7 protein-coding genes, 9 tRNA genes and 5 rRNA genes are annotated in these 17209 nt (G+C 49.2%); 1 reads left to right on the top strand and 20 read right to left on the bottom strand.

Translation table 11 applies throughout. The features are described 5' to 3' along the window. Positions 1-145 precede the first annotated feature (145 nt). The 5 genes from radA to ACZ444_RS01160 all read right to left on the bottom strand — a co-directional run bounded on the left by radA (position 146) and on the right by ACZ444_RS01160 (position 6248). Positions 146-1519: a DNA repair protein RadA gene (radA, locus tag ACZ444_RS01180; RefSeq protein ID WP_382358137.1), complete on the bottom strand. Its 1374-nt coding sequence runs from the start codon at positions 1517-1519 to the stop codon at positions 146-148. Between the two features lie 209 nt (positions 1520-1728). Further along, the gene (locus tag ACZ444_RS01175) at positions 1729-4158 is read right to left on the bottom strand and encodes an ATP-dependent Clp protease ATP-binding subunit (RefSeq protein WP_382358136.1); all 2430 of its coding nucleotides are present in this window, start codon (positions 4156-4158) and stop codon (positions 1729-1731) included. A 17-nt stretch (positions 4159-4175) separates the two neighbouring features. Next, positions 4176-5240, bottom strand: a complete 1065-nt coding sequence (locus tag ACZ444_RS01170; RefSeq protein ID WP_382358135.1) for a protein arginine kinase — start codon at positions 5238-5240, stop codon at positions 4176-4178. Beyond that, positions 5237-5764: a UvrB/UvrC motif-containing protein gene (locus ACZ444_RS01165; protein WP_382358134.1), complete on the bottom strand. Its 528-nt coding sequence runs from the start codon at positions 5762-5764 to the stop codon at positions 5237-5239. Before ACZ444_RS01165 ends, ACZ444_RS01170 begins: the two co-directional genes overlap by 4 nt. 16 nt (positions 5765-5780) lie before the next feature. Further along, the gene (locus ACZ444_RS01160) at positions 5781-6248 is read right to left on the bottom strand and encodes a CtsR family transcriptional regulator (protein ID WP_382358133.1); all 468 of its coding nucleotides are present in this window, start codon (positions 6246-6248) and stop codon (positions 5781-5783) included. A gap of 151 nt (positions 6249-6399) precedes the next feature. Here ACZ444_RS01160 and ACZ444_RS01155 point away from each other — a divergent pair, with 151 nt between their 5' ends. Then, complete coding sequence (locus ACZ444_RS01155) at positions 6400-6594, top strand: hypothetical protein (protein WP_464433520.1); 195 nt, start codon at positions 6400-6402, stop codon at positions 6592-6594. 246 nt (positions 6595-6840) lie between these two features. On the opposite strand, the gene ACZ444_RS01150 is transcribed toward ACZ444_RS01155, so the two are convergent. The 15 genes from ACZ444_RS01150 to ACZ444_RS01080 form a co-directional block, all read right to left on the bottom strand. Then, entirely contained in the window at positions 6841-7491 is a 651-nt protein-coding gene (locus ACZ444_RS01150) for an MgtC/SapB family protein (protein WP_464433518.1), read from the bottom strand. A gap of 303 nt (positions 7492-7794) precedes the next feature. Further along, positions 7795-7910 (bottom strand): 5S ribosomal RNA (rrf, locus tag ACZ444_RS01145). A 128-nt stretch (positions 7911-8038) separates the two neighbouring features. Beyond that, positions 8039-10964: ribosomal RNA gene (locus tag ACZ444_RS01140) — 23S ribosomal RNA — on the bottom strand. Between the two features lie 258 nt (positions 10965-11222). Next, positions 11223-12789: ribosomal RNA gene (locus tag ACZ444_RS01135) — 16S ribosomal RNA — on the bottom strand. Between the two features lie 236 nt (positions 12790-13025). Beyond that, positions 13026-13101, bottom strand: a tRNA-Ala gene (locus tag ACZ444_RS01130). A 3-nt stretch (positions 13102-13104) separates the two neighbouring features. Further along, a tRNA-Pro gene (locus ACZ444_RS01125) sits at positions 13105-13181 on the bottom strand. 6 nt (positions 13182-13187) lie between these two features. After that, positions 13188-13264 (bottom strand) — tRNA-Arg (locus tag ACZ444_RS01120). Between the two features lie 3 nt (positions 13265-13267). Beyond that, a tRNA-Leu gene (locus ACZ444_RS01115) sits at positions 13268-13357 on the bottom strand. A 23-nt stretch (positions 13358-13380) separates the two neighbouring features. Further along, a tRNA-Gly gene (locus ACZ444_RS01110) sits at positions 13381-13452 on the bottom strand. Between the two features lie 20 nt (positions 13453-13472). Further along, positions 13473-13557, bottom strand: a tRNA-Leu gene (locus ACZ444_RS01105). A 5-nt stretch (positions 13558-13562) separates the two neighbouring features. Continuing rightward, positions 13563-13638, bottom strand: a tRNA-Lys gene (locus ACZ444_RS01100). A 142-nt stretch (positions 13639-13780) separates the two neighbouring features. Then, positions 13781-13856: transfer RNA gene (locus ACZ444_RS01095), tRNA-Thr, on the bottom strand. Position 13857: 1 nt separating this feature from the next. After that, positions 13858-13933 (bottom strand) — tRNA-Val (locus ACZ444_RS01090). A 28-nt stretch (positions 13934-13961) separates the two neighbouring features. Beyond that, positions 13962-14077: ribosomal RNA gene (gene rrf, locus ACZ444_RS01085) — 5S ribosomal RNA — on the bottom strand. A gap of 128 nt (positions 14078-14205) precedes the next feature. Then, a 23S ribosomal RNA gene (locus ACZ444_RS01080) occupies positions 14206-17131 on the bottom strand. The 16S, 23S and 5S rRNA genes sit together here with 9 tRNA genes alongside, the layout of an rRNA operon. Positions 17132-17209: the final 78 nt, after the last annotated feature.

The following is a 17209-nucleotide window of genomic DNA, read 5'->3' as shown; positions in this document are numbered from 1 at the left end:
TAAAGTTTATCATAGTTAAATTTGTCAGTCAATTAAATAGCATAATATTATAGTATATTTAATATCAGGTGTCAAACCATGTATTCATACTACATAATGGAAAAAACTGTATAAGTCCTAAAAAATCATTGTGAGCTATTATCACTTAATGTTCTATCCCAGCCTCTAAAGCTTCCTGCACGGAGTTAACCCCCACAATTTCAACCGAATCAGGCGGTGTCCAGCCCTCCAGATTATTCTGCGGACAGATAACACGTTTAAAACCCAGTTTAGCCGCTTCCTGAACGCGCTGCTCTACCCGGGACACCCTTCTTATCTCCCCAGTCAAACCAACCTCTCCAATAATGATGTCTTCTGGTTTTGTCGGCTGATTTCTAAAACTTGAAGCGATACTGACAGCTACAGCCAAATCAATCGCGGGTTCATCAAGCTTAACCCCGCCTGCCACTTTAATATAAGCATCCTGATTTTGCAGCATCATTCCGACGCGTTTTTCCAAAACGGCCATCAATAGCGGCACCCGATTCGTGTCAATGCCGGTAGCCATTCGCCTTGGATTGCCGAAACTGGTCGCTGATATCAATGCCTGTATCTCGACAAGTACAGGACGCGTTCCCTCCATCGATGCAACAACGGTTGAACCGGCAGCTCCCTGCGACCGCTCCTCTAAAAAGATTTCCGACGGATTCATGACTTCGCGCAAGCCCTCTTCTTTCATTTCAAATATACCCATTTCATGCGTACTGCCAAAGCGGTTTTTCACACTGCGCAAAATGCGATACGTATGGTGCTGCTCACCTTCAAAATAAAGAACGGCATCCACCATATGTTCCAGCATCCGCGGCCCGGCAATCGCACCTTCTTTGGTAACATGACCAACAATGAAAATCGGAATGCCTTTTGATTTAGCAATACGCATGAGTTCGCTGGTGCTGTCACGCACTTGCGAAACACTCCCTGGCGCACTTGTTACTTCTTCACGATAAGTTGTCTGGATCGAATCAATGATAACAAGCGCAGGATTCGTCTGCTCAATGTGATAAACAATGTCCCTTAAATTCGTTTCAGCTAACACATACAATAATTCCGTATTGATGCCGAGACGATCAGCCCGCAGTTTTGTCTGCCGGACAGACTCTTCACCGGAAATATATAAAACAGGCAGCTGCTGATCAGCCAACTGCGCAGAAATCTGCAGCAGCAGCGTCGATTTGCCAATGCCCGGATCCCCTCCAATAAGAGCCAGAGAGCCGGGAACAATCCCGCCGCCGAGAACACGGTTAAACTCCTCCATGGCAATCGTCATGCGAGGCTCCTTCTGCATTTCCACTGCTGTAATGCTCTCCGGATGCTGGGTGGCTTGATGATCCCTGCCTATCGTATGTCCGCGCGACGCAGAAGATGCCTCAAGCTCTTCGACAAGCGAATTCCAGCTGCCGCATTCGGGGCATTTCCCCATCCATTTGGGAGATTCATAACCACATTCCTGACAAACGTAAGTCGTTTTGCGTTTAGCCACTAATATCCTTCCCCTTCGTATCCTCTAGTATAAACGAATGAGCCCAAATGTTAATTACACCCGTCTATCAAATATATAGAGTCTGTTCCATAATTATTCCATACATGCCATTGTACCATTTGCCCAAGCTGGATGCGTGAAGCAAAAAGCTGAAAGGTAAAGGCCTTTCAGCTTTTTTATGACACACATATGATTCATAGCATTACTTTTTAAGTTAAAACTGTAAATTCGCCTTTATTATTCAGGCCGACTTTGACTTTTTCACCTTTTTTAAAGCTCTCTTTTAATAACTCTTCAGAAAGCAGATCCTCAACGTTTTTCTGAATAGACCGGCGCAGAGGCCGTGCACCATATTCCGGATCAAATCCTTCGTTGGCGATTTTCTCCACTGCTTTATCCGTCAGGGAAAATTCGATGTCCTGTTCCTTCAAACGTTCTTGCAGCTGTTTCACCATCAGATTAACAATATATTTCATATGTTTTCTTTCCAGAGAGTGGAACACAATGGTTTCATCAATCCGGTTCAGGAATTCAGGCCGGAAGGATTTTTTCAGGGCATCGGTCACTTTCGTTTTCATGTTCTGATAATCCTGCTCTTCGTTATCCAAAGTGAAACCGACGTATTTATTCCGTCTTAGTTCATCAGCCCCGACGTTCGACGTCATAATAAGAACTGTATTGCGGAAGTCAATAACACGGCCTTTCGCATCCGTCAGGCGGCCGTCTTCCAGCACTTGCAGTAAAATATTAAAGACCTCTGGATGCGCTTTTTCCACCTCATCCAGCAAGACGACCGAATAAGGTTTTGTCCGTACCTTCTCAGTCAATTGGCCGCCTTCCTCATAACCGACATAGCCGGGCGGCGAACCTACCAAGCGCGATGTAGAATGTCTTTCCATGTACTCAGACATATCAAGACGGATCATCGATTCCTCATCAGCAAACATGGCTTCAGCCAGCGCTCTGGCAAGCTCTGTCTTTCCAACACCAGTCGGGCCAAGGAATATGAATGAGCCAATTGGACGCTTCGGATCCTTCAATCCAGCACGAGCTCGGCGAATCGCTTTAGCAACCGCATTAACAGCCTCTTCTTGACCGATAACCCGATTATGCAAGGTATCCTCCAGGTTCAGCAGCCGCTCACTTTCGTCTTTTGTCATCGTTTCAACCGGCACACCCGTCCAAACGGAAACAACTCTTGCAATATCCTCCATCACGACTTCTGTATCTTCCTGCCCCTGTTTCTCCATCCATTCATTTTTGGTCTCATCGACTTCTTCGCGCAGACGCTGCTCAGAATCACGCAATGAAGCAGCCCGTTCAAATTCCTGACCCTGCACAGCAGATTCTTTTTCAGTCCGCACGTCCTCAAGCTTTTGTTCCAGTTCTTTTAAATTGGATGGTACTGTATAGGAACGCAGGCGCACTTTTGAACCTGCTTCATCAATCAGATCGATCGCTTTATCAGGAAGGAAGCGGTCAGTTATATACCGGTCGGATAAATTGGCTGCCGCTTCGATAGCATCATCGGTGATCGTTACACGGTGATGGGCTTCATAGCGGTCACGCAGTCCTTTTAAGATCTGAGTTGTTTCATTCAAGGTTGGCTCATCAACTTGTACGGGCTGGAACCGGCGTTCAAGGGCAGCATCTTTTTCAATATATTTCCGGTACTCATCAAGTGTCGTTGCCCCAATGCATTGCAAATCACCCCGAGAAAGAGCCGGTTTCAAAATATTGGAGGCGTCAATTGCGCCTTCCGCACCACCTGCACCAATCAGTGTATGGAGTTCATCAATAAACAATATGACGTTGCCTGCCTGTCTTATTTCCTCCATCACTTTTTTAAGCCGGTCTTCAAATTCACCGCGGTATTTCGTTCCGGCAACAACGGTCCCCATGTCAAGTGTCATCACACGTTTGCCACGCAATATCTCCGGTACTTCATGATTGACAATTTCTTGGGCAAGTCCTTCTGCTACCGCCGTTTTACCGACACCGGATTCACCGATCAGGACGGGATTATTTTTCGTCCGACGGCTTAAGACCTCAACAACCCGCTGAATTTCCGTGCTGCGGCCGATTACTGGATCGACATCACCGCTTTTGGCACTCTCAGTTAAATCACGTGCCAATGAGTCAAGTGTTGGTGTGCTGGCATTCGATGACTGAGCACCGCGTCCCTGCCGTCCTGCCTGTGACTCATTGCTTCCCAGAAGCTGAAGCACTTGCTGGCGGGACTTATTAAGACTTACGCCCAGATTGTTCAGGACGCGTGCAGCCACACCTTCACCTTCACGAATCAGACCAAGCAAAATATGTTCTGTTCCTACATAAGAGTGACCCAGTTTGCGTGCTTCATCCTGTGACAATTCCACAACCTTTTTAGCACGCGGTGTATAATGAATCGTCTGCATTGGCTGACTGCCTGTGCCGATGAGTTTCTCCACTTCCTCCTGAACCTTCGTTACTTCCACTTCAAGCGACTCAAGGGCCTTAGCCGCGATGCCACTGCCTTCGCGGACGAGTCCCAATAAAATATGTTCTGTGCCGATGTTATTATGTCCAAGTCTGACGGCCTCTTCCTGAGATAAGGCCAGTACCTTTTGTGCACGCTCAGTAAAACGTCCAAACATCATATCATTTTTCCTCCTCGCTACACTTCTAATTGTATGCGTTCCCGAATGAGCGATGCCCGTAACACATCCCGTTCACTCGGCGTCAGATTTTTTTCGGCGTATTGCTGCAGAAATCCGGGCTGTGTCAGAATCATTAATTCATTTAATATCGTACGGGAAACATTTTCAATAATCCCCAAATCAATGCCGAGACGGGTGTCTGATAAACATTGAGCAGCCTCCTTCGACTCAATAATCCGACTGTAGGCTAATATACCATATGAACGATAAATCTGGTCCTCAAGTTGTGTACCTGATTCTTTCATGGTGTAGTGCCGCGCCTTTCGCTCATGTTCGATCAGTTCACTGACAACACTCTGCAAATCTGCGACAATATCTTCTTCTGATTTCCCAAGCGTTATCTGATTGGAGATTTGAAAAATATTGCCAGTCGTTTCACTGCCTTCTCCGTAAATTCCGCGAATGACCAGGCCCAGCTGATTAATAGCCGGCACCATGCGGTTGAGCTGATTCGTCAGCGAGAGAGCAGGCAGATGCATCATAACCGATGCTCGCATCCCGGTCCCAACATTGGTCGGACAGCCTGTTAGATAGCCGTGTTTTTCATCATAAGCATAATCAATCTTTTCCTCAAGCCAATCATCCAGTTCAGACACTTTTGTAAGAACATGATTCAGCTGAAATCCAGGTGAATAAAGTTGTATGCGCAGATGATCTTCTTCATTCACCATAATGGATACCTGCTCATTTTTAGAAATAAGCACAGCCGATGCCTGATTTTGTTTGGCTAAATGCGGACTGATCAGATGCTTTTCAACCAGGACACGTCGTTCGGTCGATGACAAGTCTTCAATAGGCATAAAAGCAAAGTCATGGTAATCCTGAAATGACTGGTTCTCATATTCCCGCTGGATAAAATCACTGATATGCGTCAAATCATCTTCATCGGCCATAATCGGAAATGTATACTGAGCAAAGTTCCGGGCCAGCCTGATTCGTGTACTCAGAATAATATCACTGTCAGGACCATCCTCACGCATCCATGGACTGATTGCCTCATTCATAAACTGCTGCAGTGTCACGCATCATCACCCCGCGTTTGTGCCTCTAATTCCTTAATTTTATCCCGGACTTCAGCCGCTTCCTCAAATGCCTCATTTTGAATTAAGCGCTGCAACTCTTCTTTGTAAGCATCAACTTCTTTTTTAATACGGATTGTCCCGCCAATACGTGCCGGAATTTTTCCGTGATGTGTCGTGTTACCGCCGTGAACCCTGCGGAAAATAGGATCCAGATGCTCCGAAAAAGTTTCATAACATGCTGGACAGCCAAACTTCCCAACTCGTTTAAATTGTGAAAGCTTCATTCCGCATTGTGAGCACTGCGTTTCCTCTGTCTGTGAATCGGATGCCGTTTGGATATTGTCATAAGTGGTGCCGAATAATCCGGATAATAAATGATGCAGTGAATACCCCTCGTCAGGATAGCTCATATAGCCCTTTTCAATGGCACAGATTTCACAGACATAGACATCCGTTTTCTCGCCATTAATAACCTGGCTGAAACGGAGTGTCGCCGGACGATTGTGGCATTCCTGGCACTCCATATGGTGTCCTCCTCACTTATTTGTTTAGATACTTAAGCGTTGCAAGCATTGAGCTCAAAAGGCGTGCACGCACCTCATCCCGCACAGGCAGCTGAAAGGCAATCGTCTCCCGCTTTATAGCACTTAGCATAATGTTGGCCTCGCGCTGTGTTACCAGTTCTTCTTCAAGCAGACGCTCCAAAACATCCACTGCTGCCTGCTGAGAAACAGTCGGGTTAATCATTCCAATAATATCATCGATTAATTCCGCTTTGTCCTGATGCTTAACACGCTTGATCCGAATATAGCCGCCACCGCCACGCTTGCTTTCCACACTATACCCTTTTTCCATCGTAAAACGGGTTTTAATCACATAATTAATTTGTGACGGAACACACTGAAATTCTTCAGCAAGTTCACTCCGTTTAATATCAACCACATCTTTACCTGCCGTCTCCAATATTTGTTTCAAATGCTGTTCGATGATATCCGAAATGTTACGCATTGACCCTTCTCCTCTCATCTTATGACTCATCGTTTACCGGTTTGATAAGATTTGAATTGGTATGATTTTGACTTTGACTAACTTTGACTATACATCCATTATACGATATGTGCACAGAGATGCAAGAGATAGCCTACCCTTATTTTAGACAATGACAACTAAAATGAAACACTGGATAAACGAAGAAGTCAAACAGGCCTTTTTCTATCTCACACTAGTTACGAAAGTGTCTATTGAGAAAGAAACATCAGCCACAGATAGAGGTTTCATACGTATAAAGAATCCTCCCGGGGCATTAATTAAACTGAAGAAGCGGCTGGGACAAAAATACGAACTGCTTGCGTGACTGAACCGCTCCGGAAAATGACATCTTCTCCGCGGGCGGCTCATGACCCTCATCAAGCTGGCGAGCTCCGGGGTCTCACCTATCCTATGCTCCCGCAGGCGTCTCCGTTTTTTCCTCGGCTGAATCGGAGCATTGTTCGACGCTTGAGTTAGTCGTTTTCGTTATGTCCCAGCCTCTTTTAATCATCTCGTATATGATATCATACCGGCTTACAGAGATTAAAATCTGCCGTTCAAATATGAGCGGTCAGCGTCGTTCAGATATACTTTTAACATAGGCAAGTTTCGAAATTTCTTCAAACAAAGCAAGTTGTTCCATATATTGTTTCTCCGATTCGATTTTCACAACAATATGACGGACATCGTCAGAAATCCGCTCTATTTCCACGTGTTTTATCGTAAGTGAGTAGGATTCAAAAATTGAAACAACATGATTAATTTGCAATCCTGGAAGCGCCGCAATTTCAATTAAATAAGAATAGTGCCGCTGAAAGCGTTTTTCAAATTTATTTAGAAATATCAGACTCAATAAAATAATCAGTGTTGTGAACACGGCAGCGAAGTACATACCAGCACCCACAACCAAGCCCAGACCAGCAACTGTCCAAATCGAGGCGGCTGTTGTTAATCCTCTGATCGTCGAGCCATGCACAATAATGGTTCCTGCACCTAAAAATCCAATACCGCTAATAACATAGGAAGGAATACGTGCTGGATCAAACCGTATATTACCGTCAGCACCAATGAATCTGTCAAATCCATATATAGATAAAAGCATCATAAGACACGCACCGACTCCGACCAATATATGTGTCCGGAAACCGGCTGACTGATTTTTTAATTCCCTTTCAAACCCGATTAAACCGGATAAAACTAAGGCACTTAAAAGACGTATCATAAGAGTTGCCAAATCACCTTCAACAAATTCATCCAGAAAGCTTATCATACTCGATCATTCCCTTTACAGAAATTAATAGTATACTGCCATTCACAAAAGCAGATATAAAACTGTGATATACCGCAGTGCTAACAGAATATTAAAAAGGCATAGTTATAAGGGGATATGATTATATTATATGTAACGTCATTTGCATTCATTTCAGCAGTAAGCATGGCTGTAAAATCAGCAGTTCGTGAGATAAAGCTAAATTTAACCTAAAAATAAAAGAGCTGATCCATTAAAGGTCAGCCCTTTTGTATTGCCTGGCAGCATCCTACTCTTGCAGGGGTCAAACCCCAACTACCATCGGCGCTGGAGAGCTTAACTGCTGTGTTCGGCATGGAAACAGGTGTGTCCTCTCCGCTATCGCCACCAGACCTTATGCTATTTTTTATCCTAATGAAGCACAGAAACCATTATAAGCATTTTTAATTCAAAATGCAAGAGGTTTTTTAAAGCTTTGCACCCTGAAAACTAAATAAGAGAACCATCAAGCTGCATCCTGTTAGTTAAGTCCTCGATCGATTAGTATCCGTCAGCTTCACGTGTCGCCACGCTTCCACCCCGGACCTATCAACCTCATCGTCTTTGAGGGATCTTACTCACTGGACGTGATGGGAAGTTTCATCTTGAGGGGGGCTTCATGCTTAGATGCTTTCAGCACTTATCCTGACCACACGTAGCTACCCAGCCGTGCTCCTGGCGGAACAACTGGTGCACCAGCGGTGTGTCCATCCCGGTCCTCTCGTACTAAGGACAGCTCCTCTCAGACTTCCAGCGCCCGCGACGGATAGAGACCGAACTGTCTCACGACGTTCTGAACCCAGCTCGCGTACCGCTTTAATGGGCGAACAGCCCAACCCTTGGGACCGACTACAGCCCCAGGATGCGATGAGCCGACATCGAGGTGCCAAACCTCCCCGTCGATGTGAACTCTTGGGGGAGATAAGCCTGTTATCCCCGGGGTAGCTTTTATCCGTTGAGCGATGGCCCTTCCATGCGGAACCACCGGATCACTAAGCCCGACTTTCGTCCCTGCTCGACATGTAGGTCTCGCAGTCAAGCTCCCTTGTGCCTTTGCACGCTTACGAATGATTTCCAGCCATTCTGAGGGAACCTTTGGGCGCCTCCGTTACCTTTTAGGAGGCGACCGCCCCAGTCAAACTGCCTGCCTGACACTGTCTCCGGACCGGATCACGGTCCAGGGTTAGAATGTTCGTACAGCCAGGGTGGTATCCCACGGGTGCCTCCACGTAAGCTCGCGCTCACGTTTCCACGGCTCCCACCTATCCTGTACAAGCTGTACCAACATTCAATGTCAAGGTGCAGTAAAGCTCCACGGGGTCTTTTCGTCCTGTCGCGGGTAATGCGCATTTTCACGCATCGTATAATTTCACCGGGTCTCTCGTTGAGACAGTGCCCAAGTCGTTGCACCTTTCGTGCGGGTCGGAACTTACCCGACAAGGAATTTCGCTACCTTAGGACCGTTATAGTTACGGCCGCCGTTCACTGGGGCTTCGGTTCGCCGCTTCGCGCCAGAGGCGCTAACGCTTCCCCTTAACCTTCCAGCACCGGGCAGATGTCAGCCCCTATACGTCGCCTTGCGGCTTCGCAGAGACCTGTGTTTTTGGTAAACAGTCGCTTGGGCTTCTTCACTGCGGCTCAGGACTCGGCCCTGAGCACCCCTTCTCCCAAAGTTACGGGGTCATTTTGCCGAGTTCCTTAACGAGAGTTCTCCCGCTCACCTTAGGATACTCTCCCTGCCTACCTGTGTCGGTTTGCGGTACGGGCACCTGTGAACTCACTAGAGGTTTTTCTTGGCAGTGTGAAGTCAGGAACTTCGGTACTCAATTTCCCTCCCCGTCACAGCCTGGAACCATTGGCCGGATTTGCCTGACCAATTTCCTCACTGCTTGGACGCACATTTCCGACAGTGCGCATTCCTTATCCTTCTGCGTTTCCCCATCATTCAAATGCTCACGAGGTGGTACAGGAATGTCGGCCTGTTACCCATCGCCTACGCCTTTCGGCCTCGGCTTAGGTCCCGACTAACCCTGAGCGGACGAGCCTTCCTCAGGAAACCTTAGGCATTCGGTGAAAGAGATTCTCACTCTTTTTTCGTTACTCATACCGGCATTCTCACTTCCAAACGCTCCACCAGTCCTCACGGTCTGACTTCGCAGCATTTGGAACGCTCTCCTACCATTGTTCCGAAGAACAATCCGCAGCTTCGGTGATACGTTTAGCCCCGGTACATTTTCGGCGCAGAGTCACTCGACCAGTGAGCTATTACGCACTCTTTAAATGGTGGCTGCTTCTAAGCCAACATACTGGTTGTCTGAGCAACGCCACATCCTTTTCCACTTAACGTATACTTAGGGACCTTAGCTGGCGGTCTGGGCTGTTTCCCTCTCGACCATGAACCTTATCACCCACAGTCTGACTCCCAAGGCTATGTAGCCGGCATTCGGAGTTTGACTGAATTCGGTAACCCGGTGAGGGCCCCTCGTTCAATCAGTGCTCTACCTCCGGTACACGCTCCTTGAGGCTAGCCCGAAAGCTATTTCGGAGAGAACCAGCTATATCCGTGTTCGATTGGCATTTCACCCCTACCCACGCCTCATCCCCGCATTTTTCAGCATACGTGGGTTCGGGCCTCCAGTCAGTGTTACCTGACCTTCACCCTGGGCATGGGTAGATCACACGGTTTCGGGTCTGCGACCGTATACTCAAATCGCCCTGTTCAGACTCGCTTTCGCTCAGGCTCCGTGTCTTCCACTTAACCTTGCATACGATCGCAACTCGCCGGTCCATTCTGCAAAAGGTACGCCGTCACCCATTAACGGGCTCCGACTACTTGTAGGCACACGGTTTCAGGTTCTCTTTCACTCCCCTTCCGGGGTGCTTTTCACCTTTCCCTCACGGTACTGGTTCACTATCGGTCACCAGGTTGTATTTAGCCTTGGGAGATGGTCCTCCCGTATTCCGACGGAATGTCACGTGTTCCGCCGTACTCAGGATCCACGCCGGAGGAAATCGCTTTTCGGCTACAGGGCTCTTACCCTCTTTGGCTGATCATTCCAAATCAATTCGCCTAAGCCATTTCTTGATAACTCCGATGGCGTGTCCTTACAACCCCGGAAAGCAAGCTTTCCGGTTTGGGCTGCTTCCGTTTCGCTCGCCGCTACTCAGGAAATCGCGTTTGCTTTCTTTTCCTCCGGGTACTGAGATGTTTCAGTTCCCCGGGTATGCCACCTGCGCCCTATGAATTCAGACACAGGCACTGTCCCATTACGGACAGTGGGTTGCCCCATTCGGAAATCCCCGGATCACAGTCTGCTTACGACTCCCCGAGGCATATCGGTGTTAGTCCCGTCCTTCTTCGGCTCCTGGTGCCAAGGCATTCACCGTGCGCCCTTGATCACTTAACTTAATAAAACATTCGTTTAAACGAACGTCTGGATGTCGTCTTGAATGGTTTGCTCTTATTTAGTTTTCAAGGTGCAAATGTGCATCTCTGCACAAGGCTTCTATCTGCAAGCATCACAGTATGTGATAACTTAGACAGATGAGGGTTTGCTCCCTCAAAACTGAACCAAACAACCAGAGTAGCTGAAAACAGATATCGGTCCGGCCGATACTGCCGCGCTAAGCGACAAGCACCGTCTTCCGTATAATATCTTCCTTAGAAAGGAGGTGATCCAGCCGCACCTTCCGATACGGCTACCTTGTTACGACTTCACCCCAATCGTTGGCCCCACCTTCGGCGGCTGGCTCCAAAAAGGTTGCCTCACCGACTTCGGGTGTTGCCAACTCTCGTGGTGTGACGGGCGGTGTGTACAAGGCCCGGGAACGTATTCACCGCGGCATTCTGATCCGCGATTACTAGCGATTCCGGCTTCATACAGGCGAGTTGCAGCCTGCAATCCGAACTGGGAATGGTTTTATGGGATTTGCTTCACCTCACGGCTTCGCGTCCCTTTGTACCATCCATTGTAGCACGTGTGTAGCCCAGGTCATAAGGGGCATGATGATTTGACGTCATCCCCGCCTTCCTCCGGTTTGTCACCGGCAGTCACCTTAGAGTGCCCAACTTAATGCTGGCAACTAAGCTTAAGGGTTGCGCTCGTTACGGGACTTAACCCAACATCTCACGACACGAGCTGACGACAACCATGCACCACCTGTCACTCTGTCCCCGAAGGGAACACGGTATCTCTACCGCCATCAGAGGATGTCAAGACCTGGTAAGGTTCTCCGCGTTGCTTCGAATTAAACCACATGCTCCACCGCTTGTGCGGGCCCCCGTCAATTCTTTTGAGTTTCAGCCTTGCGGCCGTAATCCCCAGGCGGAGTGCTTAATGCGTTAACTTCAGCACTAAGGGGCGGAAACCCCCTAACACCTAGCACTCAACGTTTACGGCGTGGACTACCAGGGTATCTAATCCTGTTCGCTATCCACGCTTTCGCGCCTCAGCGTCAGTTACAGCCCAGAGAGTCGCCTTCGCCACTGGTGTTCCTCCACATCTCTACGCATTTCACCGCTACACGTGGAATTCCACTCTCCTCTTCTGTACTCAAGTCCTCCAGTTTCCAATGACCTGCCGCGGTTAAGCCGCGGGCTTTCACATCAGACTTAAAAGACCGCCTGCGCGCCCTTTACGCCCAATAATTCCGGACAACGCTTGCCCCCTACGTATTACCGCGGCTGCTGGCACGTAGTTAGCCGGGGCTTTCTGGTCAGGTACCGTCAAAATACTGCCCTGTTTGAACAGTATCTGTTCTTCCCTGACAACAGAGTTTTACGATCCAAGGACCTTCTTCACTCACGCGGCGTTGCACCGTCAGACTTTCGTCCATTGCGGATGATTCCCTACTGCTGCCTCCCGTAGGAGTCTGGACCGTGTCTCAGTTCCAGTGTGGCCGATCACCCTCTCAGGTCGGCTACGCATCGTGGCCTTGGTAGGCTTTGATCCCACCAACTAACTAATGCGCCGCGGGCCCATCTGTAAGTGGCAGCTTAAAGCCGCCTTTCAATCCCTCACCATGCGGTGAGAGGTGTTATCCGGTTTTAGCTCGCGTTTCCACGAGTTATCCCGGTCTTACAGGCAGGTTGCCCACGTGATACTCACCCGTCCGCCGCTCGTTCCACAGGCATCACCCCCGAAGGGGATCTGCTTGCTTCCCGCGCTCGACTTGCATGTATTAGGCACGCCGCCAGCGTTCGTCCTGAGCCAAGATCAAACTCTCCAATAAATAAGAGAGATGCAAACGACTGACACCGATCAATCGTTTTATCTCAGCGTTCATAATGTCTCAAAAAGCTTCATCCAATCATATGAACACATATGACCGGGAGCCTCTTACCTGACATCTGTTTCAGGCTGGTTGTTTTGTTCAGTTTTCAAGGAGCAAATCGGATGCCGCCTCTCAAAAGCGACTTAATTAATATAACATCCTTTAACTCTTACGTCAATAGATAATTTTAATTATGGTGGAGCCTAGCGGGATCGAACCGCTGACCTCCTGTGTGCAAAACAGGTGCTCTCCCAGCTGAGCTAAGGCCCCGAATGGTCGGGAAGACAGGATTTGAACCTGCGGCCACATGGTCCCAAACCACGTGCTCTACCAAGCTGAGCTACTTCCCGTAAATATGGTGCGCCCGAGAGGATTCGAACCTCTAACCTTCTGATTCGTAGTCAGACGCTCTGTCCAATTGCGCTACGGGCGCTACTGGTGCCGAGGGCCGGACTCGAACCGGCACGGTAGGAAACCTACCGCAGGATTTTAAGTCCTGTGCGTCTGCCAATTCCGCCACCCCGGCTTTGGATGGATTTAGCAATAAAGAGCGGAAGACGGGATTCGAACCCGCGACCCCCACCTTGGCAAGGTGGTGTTCTACCACTGAACTACTTCCGCGAATAACAATAAATCCTATGTGGTGCGGGCGGAGGGACTTGAACCCTCACGTCGTAAGACACTAGATCCTAAATCTAGCGCGTCTGCCGATTCCGCCACACCCGCAAATCTGGTGAGCCATGCAGGAATCGAACCTGCGACCCTCTGATTAAAAGTCAGATGCTCTACCGACTGAGCTAATGGCTCGCATTTAGTTATTACTGTTAAACTTTACATATTGCTCTGCAAGTATACTAAACGTTTTAAATGCAGCGCCCGATCAGCTAATCACTAATAACAATTAGTTAATATAAGTGATTGAGAACTAAAATTATTATCTTTTAAGAACTGGTGCCGGCCAGAGGAATTGAACCCCCAACCTACTGATTACAAGTCAGTTGCTCTGCCAATTGAGCTAGACCGGCATGGTGGAGGATACTGGGCTCGAACCAGTGACATCTTGCTTGTAAGGCAAGCGCTCTCCCAGCTGAGCTAATCCTCCCATGATTATATAATATTTATTAAATATTGCCTGGCAGCGTCCTACTCTTGCAGGGGTCAAACCCCAACTACCATCGGCGCTGGAGAGCTTAACTGCTGTGTTCGGCATGGAAACAGGTGTGTCCTCTCCGCTATCGCCACCAGACCTTATGCTGTTTTTTATTCTAATGAAGCACAGAAACCATTATAAGCATTTTTAATTCAAAATGCAAGAGGTTTTTTAAACCTTTACACCCTGAAAACTAAATAAGAGAACCATCAAGCTGCATCCTGTTAGTTAAGTCCTCGATCGATTAGTATCCGTCAGCTTCACGTGTCGCCACGCTTCCACCCCGGACCTATCAACCTCATCGTCTTTGAGGGATCTTACTCACTGGACGTGATGGGAAGTTTCATCTTGAGGGGGGCTTCATGCTTAGATGCTTTCAGCACTTATCCTGACCACACGTAGCTACCCAGCCGTGCTCCTGGCGGAACAACTGGTGCACCAGCGGTGTGTCCATCCCGGTCCTCTCGTACTAAGGACAGCTCCTCTCAGACTTCCAGCGCCCGCGACGGATAGAGACCGAACTGTCTCACGACGTTCTGAACCCAGCTCGCGTACCGCTTTAATGGGCGAACAGCCCAACCCTTGGGACCGACTACAGCCCCAGGATGCGATGAGCCGACATCGAGGTGCCAAACCTCCCCGTCGATGTGAACTCTTGGGGGAGATAAGCCTGTTATCCCCGGGGTAGCTTTTATCCGTTGAGCGATGGCCCTTCCATGCGGAACCACCGGATCACTAAGCCCGACTTTCGTCCCTGCTCGACATGTAGGTCTCGCAGTCAAGCTCCCTTGTGCCTTTGCACGCTTACGAATGATTTCCAGCCATTCTGAGGGAACCTTTGGGCGCCTCCGTTACCTTTTAGGAGGCGACCGCCCCAGTCAAACTGCCTGCCTGACACTGTCTCCGGACCGGATCACGGTCCAGGGTTAGAATGTTCGTACAGCCAGGGTGGTATCCCACGGGTGCCTCCACGTAAGCTCGCGCTCACGTTTCCACGGCTCCCACCTATCCTGTACAAGCTGTACCAACATTCAATGTCAAGGTGCAGTAAAGCTCCACGGGGTCTTTTCGTCCTGTCGCGGGTAATGCGCATTTTCACGCATCGTATAATTTCACCGGGTCTCTCGTTGAGACAGTGCCCAAGTCGTTGCACCTTTCGTGCGGGTCGGAACTTACCCGACAAGGAATTTCGCTACCTTAGGACCGTTATAGTTACGGCCGCCGTTCACTGGGGCTTCGGTTCGCCGCTTCGCGCCAGAGGCGCTAACGCTTCCCCTTAACCTTCCAGCACCGGGCAGATGTCAGCCCCTATACGTCGCCTTGCGGCTTCGCAGAGACCTGTGTTTTTGGTAAACAGTCGCTTGGGCTTCTTCACTGCGGCTCAGGACTCGGCCCTGAGCACCCCTTCTCCCAAAGTTACGGGGTCATTTTGCCGAGTTCCTTAACGAGAGTTCTCCCGCTCACCTTAGGATACTCTCCCTGCCTACCTGTGTCGGTTTGCGGTACGGGCACCTGTGAACTCACTAGAGGTTTTTCTTGGCAGTGTGAAGTCAGGAACTTCGGTACTCAATTTCCCTCCCCGTCACAGCCTGGAACCATTGGCCGGATTTGCCTGACCAATTTCCTCACTGCTTGGACGCACATTTCCGACAGTGCGCATTCCTTATCCTTCTGCGTTTCCCCATCATTCAAATGCTCACGAGGTGGTACAGGAATGTCGGCCTGTTACCCATCGCCTACGCCTTTCGGCCTCGGCTTAGGTCCCGACTAACCCTGAGCGGACGAGCCTTCCTCAGGAAACCTTAGGCATTCGGTGAAAGAGATTCTCACTCTTTTTTCGTTACTCATACCGGCATTCTCACTTCCAAACGCTCCACCAGTCCTCACGGTCTGACTTCACAGCATTTGGAACGCTCTCCTACCATTGTTCCGAAGAACAATCCGCAGCTTCGGTGATACGTTTAGCCCCGGTACATTTTCGGCGCAGAGTCACTCGACCAGTGAGCTATTACGCACTCTTTAAATGGTGGCTGCTTCTAAGCCAACATACTGGTTGTCTGAGCAACGCCACATCCTTTTCCACTTAACGTATACTTAGGGACCTTAGCTGGCGGTCTGGGCTGTTTCCCTCTCGACCATGAACCTTATCACCCACAGTCTGACTCCCAAGGCTATGTAGCCGGCATTCGGAGTTTGACTGAATTCGGTAACCCGGTGAGGGCCCCTCGTTCAATCAGTGCTCTACCTCCGGTACACGCTCCTTGAGGCTAGCCCGAAAGCTATTTCGGAGAGAACCAGCTATATCCGTGTTCGATTGGCATTTCACCCCTACCCACGCCTCATCCCCGCATTTTTCAGCATACGTGGGTTCGGGCCTCCAGTCAGTGTTACCTGACCTTCACCCTGGGCATGGGTAGATCACACGGTTTCGGGTCTGCGACCGTATACTCAAATCGCCCTGTTCAGACTCGCTTTCGCTCAGGCTCCGTGTCTTCCACTTAACCTTGCATACGATCGCAACTCGCCGGTCCATTCTGCAAAAGGTACGCCGTCACCCATTAACGGGCTCCGACTACTTGTAGGCACACGGTTTCAGGTTCTCTTTCACTCCCCTTCCGGGGTGCTTTTCACCTTTCCCTCACGGTACTGGTTCACTATCGGTCACCAGGTTGTATTTAGCCTTGGGAGATGGTCCTCCCGTATTCCGACGGAATGTCACGTGTTCCGCCGTACTCAGGATCCACGCCGGAGGAAATCGCTTTTCGGCTACAGGGCTCTTACCCTCTTTGGCTGATCATTCCAAATCAATTCGCCTAAGCCATTTCTTGATAACTCCGATGGCGTGTCCTTACAACCCCGGAAAGCAAGCTTTCCGGTTTGGGCTGCTTCCGTTTCGCTCGCCGCTACTCAGGAAATCGCGTTTGCTTTCTTTTCCTCCGGGTACTGAGATGTTTCAGTTCCCCGGGTATGCCACCTGCGCCCTATGAATTCAGACACAGGCACTGTCCCATTACGGACAGTGGGTTGCCCCATTCGGAAATCCCCGGATCACAGTCTGCTTACGACTCCCCGAGGCATATCGGTGTTAGTCCCGTCCTTCTTCGGCTCCTGGTGCCAAGGCATTCACCGTGCGCCCTTGATCACTTAACTTAATAAAACATTCGTTTAAACGAACGTCTGGATGTCGTCTTGAATGGTTTGCTCTTATTTAGTTTTCAAGGTGCAAAT

Source organism: Lentibacillus kimchii (assembly GCF_055381965.1).
Note: the sequence above shows the minus strand (reverse complement) of the source record. Positions and strands in the feature narration are given on the sequence as shown.